Origin of the sequence: Chitinophaga jiangningensis (genome assembly GCF_900142605.1) — a bacterium.
Taxonomy (GTDB): Bacteria; Bacteroidota; Bacteroidia; order Chitinophagales; family Chitinophagaceae; genus Chitinophaga; species Chitinophaga jiangningensis.
Genome location: NZ_FRBL01000006.1, coordinates 606,836 through 625,654, shown reverse-complemented (window position 1 = coordinate 625,654; position 18,819 = coordinate 606,836). Strand labels below are relative to the sequence as shown.

14 protein-coding genes are annotated in these 18,819 nt (G+C 46.6%); 4 read left to right on the top strand and 10 right to left on the bottom strand.

What is annotated here, in order from left to right:
* Nucleotides 1-172: 172 nt before the first annotated feature.
* Complete coding sequence (locus BUB18_RS18160) at nt 173-1,816, bottom strand: ABC-F family ATP-binding cassette domain-containing protein (RefSeq protein WP_073083804.1); 1,644 nt, start codon at nt 1,814-1,816, stop codon at nt 173-175.
* 157 nt (nt 1,817-1,973) lie between these two features.
* Between BUB18_RS18160 and BUB18_RS18155 the strand changes: the two genes are divergently transcribed.
* The 3 genes from BUB18_RS18155 (at nt 1,974) to murI (ending at nt 4,403) form a co-directional block, all read left to right on the top strand.
* Nucleotides 1,974-2,396, top strand: a complete 423-nt coding sequence (locus BUB18_RS18155) for a hypothetical protein (RefSeq protein ID WP_143159989.1) — start codon at nt 1,974-1,976, stop codon at nt 2,394-2,396.
* A 502-nt stretch (nt 2,397-2,898) separates the two neighbouring features.
* Nucleotides 2,899-3,555, top strand: coding sequence for a carbonic anhydrase (locus BUB18_RS18150; protein WP_073083800.1), 657 nt, complete (start codon nt 2,899-2,901; stop codon nt 3,553-3,555).
* A gap of 20 nt (nt 3,556-3,575) precedes the next feature.
* Nucleotides 3,576-4,403 (top strand): glutamate racemase, encoded by an 828-nt coding sequence (murI, locus tag BUB18_RS18145; protein ID WP_073083798.1) that lies wholly within the window; start codon nt 3,576-3,578, stop codon nt 4,401-4,403.
* Between the two features lie 538 nt (nt 4,404-4,941).
* On the opposite strand, the gene BUB18_RS18140 is transcribed toward murI, so the two are convergent.
* From BUB18_RS18140 to BUB18_RS18105, 8 genes are all read right to left on the bottom strand, one after another.
* Nucleotides 4,942-6,999 carry a S9 family peptidase gene (locus BUB18_RS18140; RefSeq protein WP_073083796.1) on the bottom strand — a complete coding sequence of 686 codons (2,058 nt, stop codon included), beginning with the start codon at nt 6,997-6,999 and terminating at the stop codon, nt 4,942-4,944.
* 41 nt (nt 7,000-7,040) lie between these two features.
* Complete coding sequence (locus BUB18_RS18135) at nt 7,041-8,423, bottom strand: Gfo/Idh/MocA family protein (RefSeq protein ID WP_073083795.1); 1,383 nt, start codon at nt 8,421-8,423, stop codon at nt 7,041-7,043.
* A gap of 213 nt (nt 8,424-8,636) precedes the next feature.
* Nucleotides 8,637-9,401, bottom strand: coding sequence for a succinate dehydrogenase/fumarate reductase iron-sulfur subunit (locus tag BUB18_RS18130; protein WP_073083793.1), 765 nt, complete (start codon nt 9,399-9,401; stop codon nt 8,637-8,639).
* 50 nt (nt 9,402-9,451) lie between these two features.
* A complete protein-coding gene (locus BUB18_RS18125; RefSeq protein ID WP_073083791.1) occupies nt 9,452-11,425 on the bottom strand; it encodes a fumarate reductase/succinate dehydrogenase flavoprotein subunit in 1,974 nt (657 codons plus the stop codon).
* A gap of 19 nt (nt 11,426-11,444) precedes the next feature.
* Nucleotides 11,445-12,131 (bottom strand): succinate dehydrogenase cytochrome b subunit, encoded by a 687-nt coding sequence (locus tag BUB18_RS18120; protein ID WP_073083789.1) that lies wholly within the window; start codon nt 12,129-12,131, stop codon nt 11,445-11,447.
* 103 nt (nt 12,132-12,234) lie between these two features.
* On the bottom strand, nt 12,235-12,798 hold the full coding sequence (locus tag BUB18_RS18115; RefSeq protein WP_073083787.1) for a hypothetical protein: 564 nt from the start codon (nt 12,796-12,798) through the stop codon (nt 12,235-12,237).
* 30 nt (nt 12,799-12,828) lie between these two features.
* The gene (gene murQ / locus BUB18_RS18110; RefSeq protein ID WP_073083786.1) at nt 12,829-13,647 is read right to left on the bottom strand and encodes an N-acetylmuramic acid 6-phosphate etherase; all 819 of its coding nucleotides are present in this window, start codon (nt 13,645-13,647) and stop codon (nt 12,829-12,831) included.
* Nucleotides 13,648-13,667: 20 nt separating this feature from the next.
* On the bottom strand, nt 13,668-14,516 hold the full coding sequence (locus tag BUB18_RS18105) for an N-acetylglucosamine kinase (protein ID WP_073083784.1): 849 nt from the start codon (nt 14,514-14,516) through the stop codon (nt 13,668-13,670).
* A 158-nt stretch (nt 14,517-14,674) separates the two neighbouring features.
* On the opposite strand from BUB18_RS18105, the gene BUB18_RS18100 reads away from it, so the two are divergent.
* Entirely contained in the window at nt 14,675-16,279 is a 1,605-nt protein-coding gene (locus BUB18_RS18100) for a S41 family peptidase (protein WP_073083782.1), read from the top strand.
* Between the two features lie 334 nt (nt 16,280-16,613).
* Here BUB18_RS18100 and BUB18_RS18090 read toward each other — a convergent pair whose 3' ends face one another.
* Nucleotides 16,614-18,731: a carboxy terminal-processing peptidase gene (locus tag BUB18_RS18090; RefSeq protein WP_073083778.1), complete on the bottom strand. Its 2,118-nt coding sequence runs from the start codon at nt 18,729-18,731 to the stop codon at nt 16,614-16,616.
* Nucleotides 18,732-18,819: the final 88 nt, after the last annotated feature.

Sequence of the window (18,819 nt, the reverse complement as noted above, 5' to 3'; positions counted from 1 at the left end):
TCCAATAAATCAAAATGAGAGAAAAACTCTCATAATGTGAGATATATACTTAAAAAGGAAAGAGGGCGTCTCAGGTATTTTTGAGACGCCCTCTTCTCTTTTTTTAGCTTTTTGCTGCAAAACCCCGGGTTTTGCATATGTTGGGCCATATGCACTGCATATGGCGGCATTATTATGCTAATACAGGCATATCGTACATTTCAGCACGGAGTGCTTTCACGCGATCATCTGCCAGGTATTCGTCGAATGACATCATTCTGTCGATAATACCTTTAGGCGTCAGTTCAATGATTCGGTTAGCTACGGACTGCATGAAGGCATGGTCATGCGTGGTAAACAGCACAATGCCTTTATAGTTCATCATGCTTTCGTTGAATGACTGGATAGATTCCAGGTCCAGGTGGTTGGTAGGCTCATCGAGAATTACAACGTTAGGGTCCTGGAGCATCATACGGCTGATCATGCAACGTACTTTTTCACCACCGGAGAGTACGGAGGTTTTCTTCATAATTTCATCACCGCCAAACAGCATTTTACCAAGAAATCCGCGCAGGAAAGGCTCATCTACATCTGTTACATGCGCAGGCACGTATTGACGCAGCCAATCCATCAGATTCACTTCTTTATTGGTAAAGTATTCAGCATTATCGTTTGGCAGGTAAGCAGTGGTAACGGTAGTACCCCATTCAAATTTACCGCCATCGGCTGGCAGTTCGTTGTTAATCACCTGGAAGAAGGTGGTGAGCGCCGTATGGTCCTTAGACATGAAGGCGATTTTATCTCCTTTATTAACAGAGAAAGTAACATCAGTAAACAGTTTACGGCCATCTACGGACTTATCGAGTTTCTCTACATTAAGGATCTGGTTACCAACTTCGCGCTGTTGTTTGAAGATGATACCTGGATATTTACGGTTCGAAGGCTGGATATCTTCAATCACCAGTTTTTCGAGTGCTTTCTTACGTGAAGTAGCCTGTTTGGACTTTGAAGCGTTCGCAGAGAATCGGGCGATGAAGTCCATGAGGTCTTTACGCTTATCTTCCATCTTCTTGTTCTTATCTGCAATCTGGCGGGCCATCAGCTGGGATGATTCGTACCAGAAGGAGTAGTTACCGGAGAAGATCTGGATTTTCGCGCGGTCTACGTCGGCTACGTGGGTACAAACGGCATCGAGGAAGTGACGGTCGTGGGATACTACGATCACGATGTTTTCGTAGTCGGCCAGGAAGTTTTCCAGCCATCCGATTGTTTCCACGTCGAGGTCATTCGTAGGCTCATCGAGCAGGAGAATGTCCGGATTACCGAACAGTGCCTGTGCGATGAGGACACGTACTTTGATATTACCGGCCACATCCTTCATGAGGACGTTGTGAAGGTCTTCTTTCACGCCGAGGTCGCCCAGCAGTACGCCGGCATCGCTCTCTGCGGTATAGCCGCCCATTTCACCATATTCACCTTCGAGTTCACCTGCACGGATACCATCCTCTTCGGTGAAGTCTTCTTTGGCATATATTTCATCACGCTCTTTGGCAATTTCCCAGAGCTTCTTGTTGCCCATTAATACTGCATTCAGTACCGTAACTTCATCGAATTCAAAGTGGTTCTGCTTCAGTACGCTCATGCGCTCGCCGGGAGTAATCTCCACGGTGCCTTTGTTCGGCTCGATCTCTCCGGACAGGATTTTCAGGAAAGTAGACTTTCCTGCTCCGTTAGCCCCAATAACACCATAGCAGTTCCCTTTCGTGAAATTGAGGTTTACTTCGTCAAACAATACTCTCTTACCGAAAGAGAGCGTTACGTTTTTAACACTGATCATGCTAGCTTAGTAAATTTTGAAGCCGCAAAGTTACGAATATATACCGGGGATTCCAAGTTAACGGTGTATTAGTAATATAGGTGCCCGGCAAGCATATACCTATATGTTAATTAATTTTTTATATATTAGAATAAATAAAATAAAGCCTATTTACCCTATGAATTATTTATCATTTGTACAGGATATCAGTTTATTGCTTTCAAAGGGAGAAACTCCCGAGAGCATAATTGAAAAGAAGCTTGTTCCTGGAATATCCCCGGAAATCATCAGATTCATTGCTGAAGATGTTAAGTCCATTGAAAAACCTGGATTTTTCCATTTTTACACAACAGAGATTATTATATTTTTACTGATGTGTCTGCTGATTACTTTTTTTTATGTGTTTGATTTAACGACTTGGCTGTCGGTTAAGACAGGTATTGGAATAATATGCAGTTATACCGTATGGAGAATCTTTTTAGGCAGCGGAAATAGAAAGAAGATAAAACAAGCATACATACAGGCACAAGCAGAGGAAATGAAGCTTATTGCAGCCAAGGCAGTACTGCTTGCGAGGAAGATGGAAAGAAATCAATTGTAAACACTGATAAGACCTTTCTATGCCATACAGCACGACATCACTTAATTACTTTACTGAAGATCATGGCATCAACTAGCAGTTAGCAGCCGGACAACCACAGGTAACAATCATTCAGCAATCTGCACTGTCCGCGGATGATGCGGCAATAGTAATCCAAAGGATTATTTCATACAACGCGTCCCATCCGAATGAAGTCCATACAACCACCCCTGTTAAACACCAGCGTATCCGTTATTATGCCCAGCTCTTACAAAGCATCATAATCATGGGGGCTATTCTTGCATGGCATCACATAGCTTATTTACTGTGTTGTTTGATGGGGTATGGCATAATTGAGCTGGCCATTAAATATATTTATGGAGATGAACAGGTACTTAGTCCCAAGAGCCTGTTCCTGGATCAATTGGCCGAAGAAATAGAATTAAAGAACTGTTAGTTAAAGGAATTTTTGCTCACTGAAAGCCATTCCTGCTGTATCTTTAGCGCATAAAATACTAGCGCTATGACTGATTACAATCAGGTTTTTGAGAACAACAGAAAATGGGTAGCTTCTAAAACTGCTACTGAAAGCGATTTCTTCGAAAAAATGGCTGACTCCCAATCTCCGAAGTACCTCTATATTGGTTGTAGCGACAGCCGTGTACCTACCAATGAGATTATGGGTCTGGAAGCAGGTGAAGTATTTGTACATCGCAACATTGCTAACCTGGTACCCAATACCGACCTCAACGTTATGGCTGTTATTAACTACGCCGTAGTACACCTGGAAGTGAAGCATATTGTGGTGTGCGGCCATTACAACTGCGGAGGTGTGAAAGCTGCCATGCAGCCTAAAGACCTGGGTATCCTTAATCCATGGTTGCGCAATATCAGGGACGTATACCGCCTGCATATGGATGAACTCAACGCCATCCCAGATGAACATGATCGCTACAACCGCCTCGTAGAACTCAATGTACAGGAGCAATGTATTAACATCATCAAGACTGCCGCCGTACAGAAAATGTATACTGCCAAAGGTTATCCAACCGTACATGGCTGGGTATATGATTTAAAAAATGGTATGCTGAAAGATCTGCAAATCGACTTTGAAGGAGTACTTCACGAAATTCAGAAAATTTATGATCTGACCGGATCAGGCCTGATGCAAAAAGACTAATAGCAAAAAAATTACTCATTATGGGGCCTATCGGAGTTTTTGATTCCGGCTATGGCGGACTCACCGTACTTAAAGAAATTGTAACGGAGCTGCCGCAGTACGATTATATCTATCTTGGTGATAATGCGCGCGCACCTTATGGCAACCGCGGCTTTGATACCATTCACACCTACACGCTGCAATGTGTACAGCGATTGTTCGACATGGGATGTCCGCTGGTGGTACTGGCCTGCAATACAGCTTCTGCAAAGGCATTACGTACCATTCAACAAAAGGATCTTCCCCGCATTGCACCTGACAACAGGGTGTTGGGTGTTATACGGCCTACAACGGAAATGGTTGGTTCCATTACCCAGTCGGGAGAAGTAGGTATATTAGCCACTAACGGTACCGTATCATCGCAGTCGTACCCAATAGAAATAGCGAAGTTTTTTCCGGCCGTAAAAGTATTTCAGCAGGCTTGCCCGATGTGGGTGCCGCTGATAGAAAACAATGAGCACGAAGCTGACGGGGCGGACTATTTTGTAAAAGAATACCTCGACAAAATCCTCTCGCAATCCACCAATATTGATACGCTGGTATTAGCCTGTACCCACTACCCTTTGCTGCTGCGTAAGATCAGGCAACATGTGCCGTCTGGCATTACGGTGCTTGGCCAGGGCAAGCTGGTGGCACGTAGTCTTAAAGACTACTTACACCGGCATCCGGAGATGGAACAGCGCCTGAGTAAAAACGGGCAACAAACGTTTTATACAACTGATGATCCAGGCATATTTGATCAGATGGCGGAGATTTTTTTCGGGAAGACGGTAACGTCAGCAAAGATTGATGCGGAGAAACTGAAGTAGCGAATGCTGAAGTATATCATCAATGGACGTGCCTGAATCAAGTCTTTTGAAAATGATTCCCAGGAACGGTTGCATCTTAATGGTGCAACCGTTTTTATACCCAGCAGGAGGCATTCCAAAAAGTAATTTTTATCCAATCATATTTGGAGCACTGATGGGAAGAACTTACACCGCGAATCTTTCGATAGGGCGTAAATACCCAGCCATTGATACAATTGAATTTGCAGACTTTCATATAAAAAGATAAATTTAAACACTACCAATTAATCACCCTGGTAGTTGTGGGTGATTTTACCTGAGGGTAAAATGAAGTCTTAGAGTGGAGAGAAAAATAACCTGGATGTTAAGCCGCATCCAGGTTGGAATTTTAGCACTTAGAAAAATGCAGTTTTAATCTTTTTATATGATACAGCTAAGTTAGGTTACCTAATTTTGTTTACCAAAAAATTTAGCCGAAATATTTTAAAACAAAACCCTTAACAGTACTGGATCACACAGCATTGATAAGGGATTTATCAAAATGAAAATACTAATAAAGTTAGCCCAGCTTTTCCTTCCCACTTATCTTCAGTAAAAACGCATATTCCATCGCTTTTTCCTTTAATGCTTCAAACCTTCCACTAGCACCCCCATGCCCTGTTTCCATATCGGTATGCAGCAGCAACAGATTGTTATCCGTTTTTAGCTCGCGTAACTTAGCCACCCACTTGGCCGGCTCCCAATATTGCACTTGTGAGTCATGCAAACCCGTTGTTACCAGCAGGTTGGGATAACCCTTTGCCTCCACATTATCATATGGTGAATAGGATAACATATAGTCATACGATTCCTTGTTCTTAGGATTACCCCACTCATCAAATTCGCCGGTAGTTAACGGTATCGTTTCATCCAACATGGTAGTCACCACATCTACAAACGGCACCTGCGCCACCACCCCGTTCCAGAGGTCAGGTCGCATATTGATAATAGCCCCCATTAACAGGCCGCCAGCGCTGCCTCCCATGGCATATAGTTGCTTAGCGGAAGTATATCTCTCCCTAACCAAATACTCCCCGCAATCAATAAAATCGGTGAAAGTATTTTTCTTCTTAAACATCTTGCCATCTTCATACCACTGCCGTCCCATGTCCTCTCCGCCGCGGATATGTGCAATGGCATAAGCAAAGCCACGATTCAGCAACGTTAACATGGTAGAGCTGAAATGCACGTCCATGCTATGTCCATATGAGCCATATGCGTACAGCAACAATGGTTGTGTACCATCTTTCACAAAATCTTTACGATATACCAGCGATACAGGCACCAGTGTACCGTCTGTAACCGGCACCATTAGTCGCTCCGACGTATACTCATCAGCGTTATATCCACCCAGCACTTCCTGCTGACGCATTAACTGCTGCTCACCGGTAAGCATATCATAATCATATACAGACGAAGGTGTAACCATGGATACATATCCGTAACGCAATACATGACTATCCATTTCCGGATTAGCGCCGGTATAAACGGTATAGGCAGGCTCCGTAAACTGCAGGTACTCATCCTTTCCACCTGCGCGGTGAATAACACGGATGCGGTTAAGTCCGTTGGAACGCTCATTTAAAACCATGAAGTCGTTGAACAGCTCCAACTCTTCCAGCAATACATCTGCGCGGTGTGGTATCAGCTCCTCCCACTCTTCCCTGGATGAGCTTTCCAGACTGGCAGTCATAAGCCGGAAATTGAGTGCCTTCCAGTTAGTGATGATATAAAATTTATCATCGCGGTGATCAATACTATACAGCATATCTCTGGTGCGGGGATGAAAAACCCGGAAGGTGCCATTAGGATCATCGGCAGCTAAAATCCTGCATTCGCCGGTTTGTGTGCTGTCACTATCTATGACGATGTATTTGCCCGATTTCGTTTTACTTACGCCTACGTTGAAGGTTTCATCTCCCTCATAAAAAACCATTACATCCTCCGCAACGCCCAGGGTATGACGCATTACTTTATCGGAACGCAATGTTTCGGGATCCTTTCTTGTATAGAATAACGTTAGATTGTCCGCAGCCCAGGTATATGAGGCATCAGTATCTTTGATTTCATCCGGTAGCAATTCGCCGGTAGAGAGGTCCTTGATTCGCAGGGTATACTTTCTCCGACTAACCGTATCAATGCCGTAGGCCAGCAGTCGCGCATCCGGACTGATAGCCAGGCCGCTCACCTGGCAATAGTTATGTCCTGCTGCGAGGATGTTCACATCCAGTACTATCTCTTCCGGATTGTCCAGACTGCCCTTTTTACGACAGTAGATCGGGTATTCCTTGCCTTGTTCGAACCGGGAATAATAGTAGTAGCCGTTTTTACGATAGGGCACCCCCATATCGGTTTCTTTGATACGGCCTTTCATTTCAGCAAAAAGCTGTTCCCGCAACTCCTTTTCAGGTGCGAGAACAGCTTCGAGATAGTTATTTTCCGCTTTGAGGTAATCAATTACTTTTTGATCCTCGCGGTTATTGAGCCAGTAATAATGATCTGTACGGGTATGGCCGTGGATAGAGAGTTCTTTGGCAATTTTCTCTACCGACGGTGGGGTAAGTATTTCCTGTGACATGCTGCTAATTTTTCGATGCAGCTAAAATTAAGGAAATACTCCTATACAATTTTCATTGCTACCGGATCCCAGTGAATAAGTTTTTTACCGAAATAGCTTTCGTTGGAAAGCAAGGCTGGGCCTGCGGCACGGAGGCCAAAGGAAGCATCTTCCACCACCGGTTTACCGGTACGCACACTGTCAAAGAAGTTAATGAAGTGATCCAGTCTTTCATCATAGCCCGCCGGAGCAGCGTAGGAAGTTGCACTTCTTTGTGCCTGCGCAGCGGCAGTGCCGTATTTTTTCTGGTATTCCTGTACATAAGCTTTCTGGGTGACTTCTGAGAAGGTATTAAAAGTATCCCAACCACCATAGCCTGGTGCTTCCGGTAATTTGTGTTTCTTGATTTTAAAGGAGTTTCCTTCCAGCTCCATCACTCCGTCGGTACCAATCAGGCGGGTGTATTCACTTCCGCCGCCACCATCCGCGAAGTTGACACGGAGCGTCATCTGGAACGCAGCTGTGGTAGCGGTAGCCGGATAATCAAAAATAGCCACTACTACGTCTGGCACATCTCTGCCATCTTTCCACTGCACCAGGTTACCGGTAGCGTATACACGCTCAGGACCGAGAGAGCCGGTAATAAAGTGCATACCTGAAATCAGGTGTACGAATAAATCGCCTGGAATACCGGTACCATAAGCCTGATAATTGCGCCAGCGCCAGAATCTGTTGGCGTCATACGGCATCTTAGCGGTATCTTTTAAATAGCGGTCGAAGTCAACCGTTTTAGGGGACGCATCCGGCGGAATGGAATACTGCCAGGCGCCGAGTGCGCTATGGCGGTCCATTACAGCTTCAACGATATTCAACTGGCCTATTTCGCCTGCTTCGTAGCGTTTTTTAGCCTCTTTCAGCGCGATACTGCTTACACGCTGGCTTCCCACCTGGAATACCGCATTTGTGCGTTTTTGGGCAGCTATTACCTGATGGCCTTCATCGATGTGTTGTACCATTGGTTTTTCGCAATACACGGCTTTTCCTGCCTGCATAGCATCGATCGAAATGGTGTCGTGCCAGAAGTCGGGCGTAGCTACAATCACCGCATCCACATCTTTGCGCTGCAGGATTTCGCGGTAATCGCGTGTGGTGAACACCTGGTTTCCGAACACTTCTTTTACCCGGGTAAGGTGGCCATCATAGAGATCGGCGGCAGCTACGAACTCCACGCCGGGCGCTTTAAGGGCGCACTTAACATCTCCAAAACCCATGATTCCCATACCAATGCAAGCCACGCGGATTTTATCATTGGCGGATATACGTTTTTCCGGCTCTAATAAAGTTACTTTTTCCTGTTCACTGGCGAGGGCTGCCAATGGTGCTACACCCAGCAGTGCCGCGGTACTCCCCAGGTGTTTGATAAATTTTCTGCGAGATTCAGACATAAGGTTTCATTTCATTTCGTGGAACACATGATAGTAAATTTTTGGGGGATAATTGGTATTTGCTGTATGAGTGGTAGTAGGGATGACACCTTCGGTGTCATCCGGGGAGGAGCCGCGCTGCGCGCGGCGGGTGCTTATGTAAGTCTGTCGGCTATAAAAAAAGTCCTCCCCACGAAAGTGGAGAGGACATATATTGCATCAGTCAAGTTAATATTACTTCTCAGTAGTAAAGCCGGCGTTGATGAACTCGCGGTTCAGGCGGGCGATGTTAGTGAGAGAGATTTCTTTAGGACATTCAGCTTCGCAGGCACCAGTGTTGGTACAGCTACCGAAACCTTCTTTATCCATCTGCGCCACCATGTTGAGTGCACGGGTTCTTTTTTCAGGCTGGCCTTGTGGTAACAGTGCGAGCTGAGAAACTTTTGCAGATACAAACAGCATTGCAGAAGAGTTTTTGCAGGCAGCTACGCAGGCACCGCAACCAATACAGGCAGCAGCAGCGAAAGCCAGGTCTGCTTTATGCTTTTCAACCGGAATGTTGTTGGCGTCCTGGGCGTTACCGGTGTTTACGGAAACATATCCACCTGCTTCGATGATACGATCGAAAGCGCTACGGTCGACAGTCAGGTCTTTCAGTACAGGGAATGCACCGGCTCTCCATGGTTCAACAGTGATGGTATCACCGTCTTTGAAGGCGCGCATGTGCAGCTGGCAGGTAGTAGTACCATCCCAGGGACCGTGAGCGCGACCATTGATATGCATAGAGCACATACCGCAGATACCTTCGCGGCAGTCGTGATCGAAAGCGATTGGTTCTTTTCCTTCGTTGATCAGTTCTTCATTCACTACGTCGAACATTTCCAGGAAAGACATTTCAGAAGAAATGTTTTTAGCCTGCAGTGTTTCAAATCTACCCTGATCGTTTTTGTTTTTCTGCCTCCACACTTTAAGTGTGAGGTTCATGTTATAATGTTCCATATGCTTGGACAATTATTTGATTATTAAACCTGGCCTTGCGGCCAATACCCTTATTTGTAGCTACGTTGAGTCGGTTTCACTTCTTCGAACACCAGTTCTTCTTTATGCAATACGTAATCGCTTGGGCCTTTGTATTCCCACGCTGCTACGTAGCTGAAGTTTTCGTCGTCACGTTTAGCTTCCCCTTCCTCTGTTTGTGATTCTTCACGGAAGTGGCCACCACATGATTCGCGACGGTTCAGTGCATCGATACACATGAGTTCACCCAGTTCGAGGAAGTCGGCCACGCGGCCAGCTTTTTCCAGTTCAGGGTTGAATTCATTTTCATCACCAGGGATACGAACGTCTTTATAGAATTCAGCGCGTAAAGCTTTGATTTCTTCGATGGCTTCTTTCAGACCTTGTTCGTTACGGGCCATACCGCATTTATCCCACATGATTTTACCGAGCTTTTTGTGGAAGAAGTCAACAGACTTAGTTCCTTTAATGCTCATCAGTTTGGCGATTCTGTCGCGCACTTTGCTTTCTGCTTCTGCGAAGGCAGGGTGATCGGTAGGGATTGCCTTTACGCGGATTTCGTCTGCCAGGTAGTTACCGATGGTATAAGGGAGTACGAAGTAACCATCTGCGAGGCCCTGCATGAGTGCGGAGGCGCCGAGGCGGTTAGCACCGTGGTCGGAGAAGTTGGCTTCACCGAGGGAGTACAGACCAGGAACGGTAGTTTGCAGTTCATAGTCTACCCAGAGGCCACCCATGGTATAGTGAACAGCAGGGTAGATACGCATTGGCGTTTCGTAAGGATTTTCGCCGGTGATTTTTGCGTACATATCGAAGAGGTTACCATATTTTTCGGCAACTACTTCTTTACCCAGTTTAATGATTTCTTCTTTGGATACACCGTGCATCTGGCGTTTGTTGGCTTCGATGCTGCCGTAACGTTCGATGGCTGCGGCGAAATCGAGGTATACTGCCTGTTTGGAAGTACCCACACCGTAACCGGCGTCGCATCTTTCCTTAGCAGCGCGGGAGGCCACGTCGCGTGGTACGAGGTTACCGAATGCAGGGTAACGGCGTTCCAGGTAGTAATCTCTTTCCTCTTCAGGGATATCGCTTGCTTTGCGGTTATCGTCTTTTTTCTTTGGTACCCAGATACGACCGTCGTTACGCAGTGATTCTGACATGAGGGTCAGTTTTGACTGGTGATCGCCGGAAACCGGGATACAGGTAGGGTGAATTTGTGTGAAGCAAGGGTTAGCGAAGTAAGCGCCGTTCTGGGTTGCTTTCCAGGCAGCGGTTACGTTGGAACCCATCGCGTTGGTAGAGAGGAAGAATACGTTACCGTAACCACCGGAGCAGATCAGTACTGCATGTCCGAAGTGGCGTTCCAGCTGGCCTGTAATGAGGTTACGGGCGATGATACCACGTGCTTTGCCGTCGATTTTAACGATGTCGAGCATTTCGTGGCGGGAGTACATGGTAACGTTACCCAGCGCTACCTGGCGCTCCAGTGCAGAGTAAGCACCGAGGAGCAGCTGCTGACCGGTTTGACCCGCAGCATAGAAAGTACGTTGTACCTGCGTACCACCGAAAGAACGGTTGGAGAGCAGACCACCGTATTCGCGGGCGAAAGGAACACCTTGTGCCACGCATTGGTCGATGATGTTACCACTCACTTCTGCCAGACGGTGTACGTTGGCTTCGCGGGCACGGTAGTCACCACCCTTTACAGTATCATAAAACAGACGGTAAACGGAGTCACCATCATTTTGGTAGTTTTTAGCAGCATTGATACCACCCTGCGCAGCAATACTGTGTGCACGGCGTGGGCTATCCTGAAAGCAGAATGCTTTAACCTTGTATCCCAATTCACCTAATGAAGCCGCTGCTGAAGCACCAGCCAAACCAGTTCCAATAACTATAATTTCAAGATTACGTTTATTGGCAGGGTTTACCAGCTTACAATGTCCTTTATAATCTTCCCATTTTGTATTTAATGGGCCTGCAGGAATTTTTGCGTTCAACATATATCCTAACTTTTCAGAATTATTTGTTTAAATAAATTACAACGGGAATAGCAGCGAATGCTACCGGGATGGCGATACCGAAGAGCCACAGACCAATGAAATTGATCAATCCGTTGTATTTGGAATGGTTTAAGCCGAAAGTCTGGAAGGCACTTTTAAAACCATGGATCAGGTGGAAGGACAATGCAGCCATACCAACTACGTAAAGTACTACCCACAGCGGATTTTGAAAGAGTGCGTAAGTTACGCTGTACAGATCTTTAATCGGCTCGGAAACGCCTTCATAGGATTGAGTAGGCATGTCGGAATAGTGGAATGGAGCCCACAACTGTGCGAGGTGCACAACGATGAAGATTAAGAGGATGCTTCCCATGATCGCCATCTGGCGGCTGAACCAGGAGGAAGTCTGGTTACCAGGATTAACCTGATATTTAACCGGGCGGGCAGCGCGGTTGCTGATAGTGAGCTGCAGTGCAACAAATGCATGCAATACGATCACAATTTTCAAGCCCCATGCGAGGAACTGAATCAGGCTGTTGTGACCCATAAACTGAGCGTAAGTGTTAAAAGCCTTACCTCCGTCTTTGTACAACAGCTGCAGGTTTCCGGCTAAGTGCACGAGTACGAAACTGCAAAGAAAAAAGCCGGTAGCGCCTACCAATAACTTTTTACCGATAGAGGTATTAAAGAACTGTGACCACTTCATAAGTAAAAAAATCTAAGCTTCCTAGTATTAAAATAAGTTGTTGAAATGTCGGGCAAATTTAACGCAGGAAAAATTAAAACCAAATGATATTTATCAGTAAACGTTATTCCAGCCGTTTCAGCATGACGTTATCGATCATATTAAACAAGTGAACTGGTTGGTATGTTCGCCACTTTTCATCCTCCAATAAATGCACATAATTGTAAAGGCGTGCTTTCTCGAATTCCTGCCTGGTCTGCACCGGCATATTGAGGGCTACAATCCAACCTCCGTCGTCTTTTATGTCGTCCCACCACTCTTCGTAATAGCAGTCATCGGAGGAATGAAAGTTCATTACATTTTCGGCGATCAGTATAAATTTCCGGATTCCTTCGGCAATCATGAGATCGATTACCTCCCGCTTAAGGGTCATAATATCATTATCCAGGGTATCATTCCACTCTCCCAGCAACTCTATGATGGCAAAGCCGAACTGATAGTCGGCATACAATACCTTCATATAGAGGTTCCGGGACCCAAACTCGTCCCATTGCGGATGTACGTAATAGTTATATACGGTATTAGAATACTCGAACTCGCTGTATTCCCGGCCATAGAAGGGAGAGAGTTCATCCTCTTCCGCCGCATACAGGTGGCGCCAGTTATAGTAAGGTTCGATGTCGTGCATAGCAGGTTATTGAAACAAATCTCAGAATAATCAGGCCTTTTCGTAGGCTTCCACGGCTTTTTTGACGCTGCCGGCCTTCAGCAGTAACCGTTGAGCCTCATCATAATCGGTGAGTGACAGCTGCTGCATGAGCATTTTCACGCCACGGTCCACCAGCTTTTCATTGCTGAGCTGCATATTCACCATTTTATTATCTTCTACCCTTCCGAGCTGTATCATCACGGAAGTGGAGATCATATTGAGTACCAGTTTTTGTGCGGTACCGCTTTTCATGCGGGTGCTGCCGGTCACAAACTCGGGCCCTACCACTACTTCCACGGGGAAGTCGGCCGCAGCGGAGATCGGTGTTTCCGGATTGCAGCTGATGCTGCCCGTAGTAATACCATGTTTGCGGCATTGTTCCAGGGCCCCGATTACGTATGGCGTGGTACCGCTGGCGGCGATGCCAATGACTACATCTTTATCTGTTACCCCAAATTCCTGGAGGTCTTTCCAGCCCTGTTCCTTATTATCTTCGGCAAACTCCACTGCCTTACGGATGGCGGCATCGCCCCCGGCGATAATGCCGATTACCAGCCCATGTGGTACTCCGAAGGTGGGCGGACATTCAGAAGCGTCGACGATGCCGAGGCGGCCGCTGGTGCCGGCACCCATATAAAACAGGCGGCCACCGGCCAGCATTCTGTCTGCAATCACGGCTACCAGCTTCTCGATTTGCGGAATGGCCTTTGCCACTGCCAGGGGAACTGTCTGATCCTCTTTATTAATATTAATCAGCAACTCCTGTATGCTCATTTTTTCCAGGTGATGGTAGTGAGATTCCTGTTCAGTAACTTTTTCGAATGCCATATATGTTGTTTGAGATATAATTAATGATGAAATTCAATCAACCCTTCCATAGGGGTGCGCATGACCCTGCCCATGGGCAGCTCATACAGTTCGCATAATTCCTTGAGTATGTCCCGGAAGTTCCAGGCTACCCCACCAACAAAGTGCAGGGAGGTGGTCCAGCTCTCGCGGTACTTATATATATGATTAAAGAAGAAGTCGTTGAGCCCATCCTCCAGGATATTTTCTACCATGTAATGCTGGCGGTTTTCCGACAGGAAGGACGCAAACCCTGCCAGGTATCGGTTAGCCAGGGGCTTACGGTATACATTCTCCAGGATTTCATCCTTATTGGTATTGTATTTCTCGTCGAAACGCATGCGCAGCTCTTCATCAAAGGTGTTATACAGGTAGTACTGCAGCACCTTTCTGCCAAGATAAGCACCACTCCCTTCATCTCCAAGTACATATCCGAGGCCCGGATTGTTCTTTACAATCCCATTTCCATCATAATAACAGCTGTTGGAGCCGGTACCGAGGATACTGGCAATGCCTGATCCACGGCCACATAAGGCCCTGGCAGCGCCCATCAGGTCATGATCTACCTCTATATGACTATCGGGCCAAACGATACGGAGGGCTTCTGTTACCCCCGCGATATTTTTAGGCTGTGATAACCCTGTACCATAGAAATAAATTTCATCTATATGTATACCGGCAGGTAATTGCGGGATGAGTTCCTGTCGGAAGATCTGTACAATTTGTTCAACTGTTTGAAAGTAAGGACTAATGCCCTGTGTTTTATAAGGTCCCGGGGCAGCTGCACCCAGGAGACCCCATTCAGCCTTTGTAGATCCGCTGTCAGCTATCAGCTTTATTTTTCCAGGCATGTCCGTTTATTTATCAATTTAAAGAATCGTAAAAGTTTGCACCCGAATTATGCTATTTTTGTCACAATTTAAACAAAAGCGTTCCATAAAAACAAATAGGGCGCTGGAAGTTTAGGTTGTAAGATTGGTCATAAATTTAGCGGGATAATTATCAAAATATGTCTAACAGGAAGCTGAATGTTTTTTTACCCATTATGATGGCAGTGGTGCTGGCGCTGGGAATGTTTCTGGGCCACAAAATGCCAGGTTCCAACACGGGTAGTAATACGATTTTCTTTGCCAAAGCCAACAGAGGTCCTCTCCAGGAAGTACTGGATCTCATTAAAATGAAATATGTAGACACCATTAATACCGATGATCTTCAGCAGGAAGCTATTGAAGGCATGCTGCTGCACCTGGATCCACACTCCGTTTACATTCCGCCATCGCAGCTGCAGCAGGTAAACGAAGACCTGGAAGGCAACTTTGAAGGTATTGGGGTGGAGTTTAACATCACGGCAGATACGGTTAATGTGGTAGCCGTAATTAGTGGCGGGCCTTCCGAAACAGCTGGTTTACAAACGGGAGATAAAATCCTGAAGGTGGGCGATAGCACCGTTGCCGGCAACGGTATCACTACAGAAAAAATCCGCAAACTGCTCCGCGGGCCGAAAGATTCGGAAGTTACCACCACCCTGCTGCGTAACGGCAAACAAATCACTGCCAAAATTAAACGCGGTATCATTCCAATATATAGTGTAGATGCCAGCTACATGATAGCTCCGGCAATAGGTTATATCAAAATCAGCAAATTTTCTGCTACCACCTACGATGAGTTTATGGCTGCCATGCGGAAATTACAGCGTGCCGGCATGCAAAAACTCATCATCGACGTACGCCAGAACCCAGGCGGATTCATGGACGCAGCCACCCGCATCCTGGATGAGCTGCTGGATGAACCTAAACTGCTGGTGTATACGAAAGGAAAAGATTTCCCGAAAGCGGAATTCAAGACCAAACGCCCGGGCATGTTTGAAAAAGGTGCTCTCGCCATCCTTACGGATGAAGGCTCCGCTTCTGCCAGTGAGATCGTTGCAGGTGCCATCCAGGACTGGGACCGCGGTACCATTATCGGTCGCCGTACGTTTGGTAAAGGCCTGGTACAGGAACAATATGACCTCGATAACGGCGGTGCCTTACGCCTCACCGTAGCTCGGTATTACATTCCATCTAACCGCAGTATCCAGAAACCATACGGTAACGGCCACGCCGCTTACGACGATGACATCAGCGAACGCTTTACCCACGGCGAACTGGTGAATAAAGACAGTATTCGTATAACCGACACCGTGCCTTACAAAACTGCCAGTGGCCGTCGTGTATACGGTGGCGGTGGTATTACGCCGGACATCTTTGTGCCATTTGACACCTCCCGCTTCTCTACCACCCTGATGGCGATCTATACCCGGAATACCTTCAGCAACTTTGCTTACCAGTATTTCACCAGCCACAAGGAAGAGTTTAAGCAATACAAGGACGCACAGGACTTCACGAATAAATTCCAGACTACACCGGCTATTTATAATGACTTCAAAACGTTTGCTAAAACGGATAGCATTCCTGGGCTGGATAGGATCAGTGCCAAGGATGAAGCGGAGATCAAGTCGAGGATTAAAGCCTTGATGGCGCGACAGCTGTACAGAACGGAAGGGTTCTATGAAACTATTAATACTACGGATCCGGTGGTGAAGAAAGCGCTGGAAACGTTGGAGAAGGAGAAATAACCAGGTACACTATATTTTTTAAACCCCGGGACTTGTTGTTCCGGGGTTTTGTTTTTTGCGGAGATGTTTTTGCGGAGATATTAGCGGAGTTTTTAACCGGGACCTTCGGTCCCGGTTGGGCGGAGGGCCTGCGGCCCTGGACCCGCTGTTGTTTACTTGGTGGTCGTGCTGTGGGAACACTTCTACCTTCAGCCCGGCGGCCTCACAACTGATCCCCATAAGCCACAGGCTGCGCGCAGCGCAGCCCTACCCACATGACACCGAAGGTGCCATGCAAAAAAGAGAGGATGCCGAAGGCATCCTCTCAACAAAAAATATAATCAGTTAAAAGCTTTTACTGTTGCTTACGCTGCATTTTAGGTAACGTCTGCGCAATCAGGTCGTTCATGACATTTACCGCTTCATCCAGGTAGATATCTTTAGTTCTGGCTTTCAGCCAGTCTTTGTTACGAGCGATTTTGGTAGTATCGGAACCGATTTTATCCAGGTCCACTTTCATGGAGGTAATGTTCAGTTCTTTCACCTTATCGTTTACCGCATCGTATCTCTTCAGGGCGGCAGTATTCACTTTCTGCTCGGCCTTATAGGTAGCCAGGTTGAGCGAGTAGCTTTCCTGTTTTTCCAGTTTTTTCAGGGTAGCGAGGTTTTCATTCAGCAGTTTGAATGCCGCGCTGTTAGCCATTCTCTTTTCGCTGTTCTTTTTCAGGTTGTCAGTATTAACCGGGTTAGACCAGATTTCGTAGTTGGATTTAGGAATCTCATCCCAGGCCAGTGCATCGCTGTCTTTACGTTCAGAAACTTCGTAGTAAGGATCAGGCAGCACGATATCGGAGGAAACGCCTTTCAGCTGGGTAGAACCACCGTTAGCACGGTAGAATTTCTGCTGGGTGAGTTTCAGGGCGCCGAGGCTCTGACCATCTTTCACCGGATAGAAGTCATCCAGTGAGAAGAGGCGCTGCACGGTACCTTTACCAAATGTTTGCTGGCTACCGATGATTACTGCACGTTTGTAGTCCTGCATAGCAGCGGCCAGGATTTCGGAAGCTGAGGCACTGTATTCATTCACCATGATGGCGAGTGGTCCGTCGTACTGAACGCTTTTATCGCGGTCGCGCAGCACGATGGCATCACCACCTCTGGAACGAACCTGTACTACCGGGCCTTCCGGAATAAAGAGGCCAGCCATTTCCACTACTTCCGGGAGCGAACCACCACCGTTGAAGCGGAGGTCGAGGATGATACCTTCTACTTTTTCTGCTTTCAGCTTGGCTACTTCTTTCGCTACGTCGGCGGCGCAACGGGCACCATTACGGTCGTTGAAGTCGGAGTAAAACTCCGGCAGGTAGATGTAACCAATTTTATGAGTACCGTTGATAACGGCTGATTTAGCAAATGTTTCTTCCTGAATAATTTCGTCACGTACGATAGAAATCACTTTCACGGTACCGTCTACACTTTTTACAGTCAGCTTAACGGTAGTTCCTTTATTACCGCGGATCAGCTTCACCGCATCTTCAACAGGATAACCGGTGATGTCTACGGCTTCCTTATCGCCCTGTGCTACTTTCTGGATTACATCATTGACTTTGAGGTGGCCTTCTTTCCAGCTTGGGCTACCGGTGATGATGCTAAGGACTTTTATTTTACCATCTTCTTCTTTGAGTCCTGCACCGATACCAAAGAATTTACCTGCCATCTGCTCTTCAAACTGACGTTTTTCATCAGGTGGGAAGTAGTCGGTATGCGGATCCATGGTGGTGGTGATTGCGTTTACGTACAGGCTGAAACGATCGTTGTCATCCTGGCGGTTTTTGATTCTTTCGAAGTAGCGATCGTACACCTTTTTCACTTTATCACGTGCTTCGGCTTCCAGCTGCTGATCGGTTTTATTCTTAACGCTGTCTTCCCTGGATTTGTCGCGAGTTTCCTGGAGGTCAGTCAACTTCTCCAGGGTGCGGTATTTCAGCATTTTTCTCCATGCTTCATATCTGGCTACGGAGTCGGCCGGAAATTCCACTTTATCCACATCCAGCACTACACTTTCTTCTTTTGTAAAATCAAAAGGCTGTGAGAGGATGGCCGGATAGATGGCGGAGGCTTCTGCCACTCTTTGCTTGATGATGGTGTTGATATTGCGGAAGCAATCCAGTTGTGCGCCTTTCAGCTCATCATCGATGTGAGTGGAGAGGGGGGCCAGCCTGTCGATATCGCTTTTCAGGAAGAATTTCTTCTCTACGTCCAGGCTACGGAGGTATTTATTGAAAGCTTCTTTGGAGAAAGCATCGTCTATTGGTTTGGGTTGGTAGTGGCCTTCTTTCAGCATTTGCCCTACCAGGTTCATGATCACTTCATACCGACCAGGAGGATCGTCTGAAAGACCAAGCTTGGTAAAGGCGAGTACGCCAGCGGAAAGGCTGATCAACACTACCGGGATTATCACTTTCAGTCTCATATGTAACACTATTGAACAAAAATATTGTCAAATCAAATATAAAGTAAATTCATCCGCTACCAGCTGAATTCTCTACCTTTTTAACAAA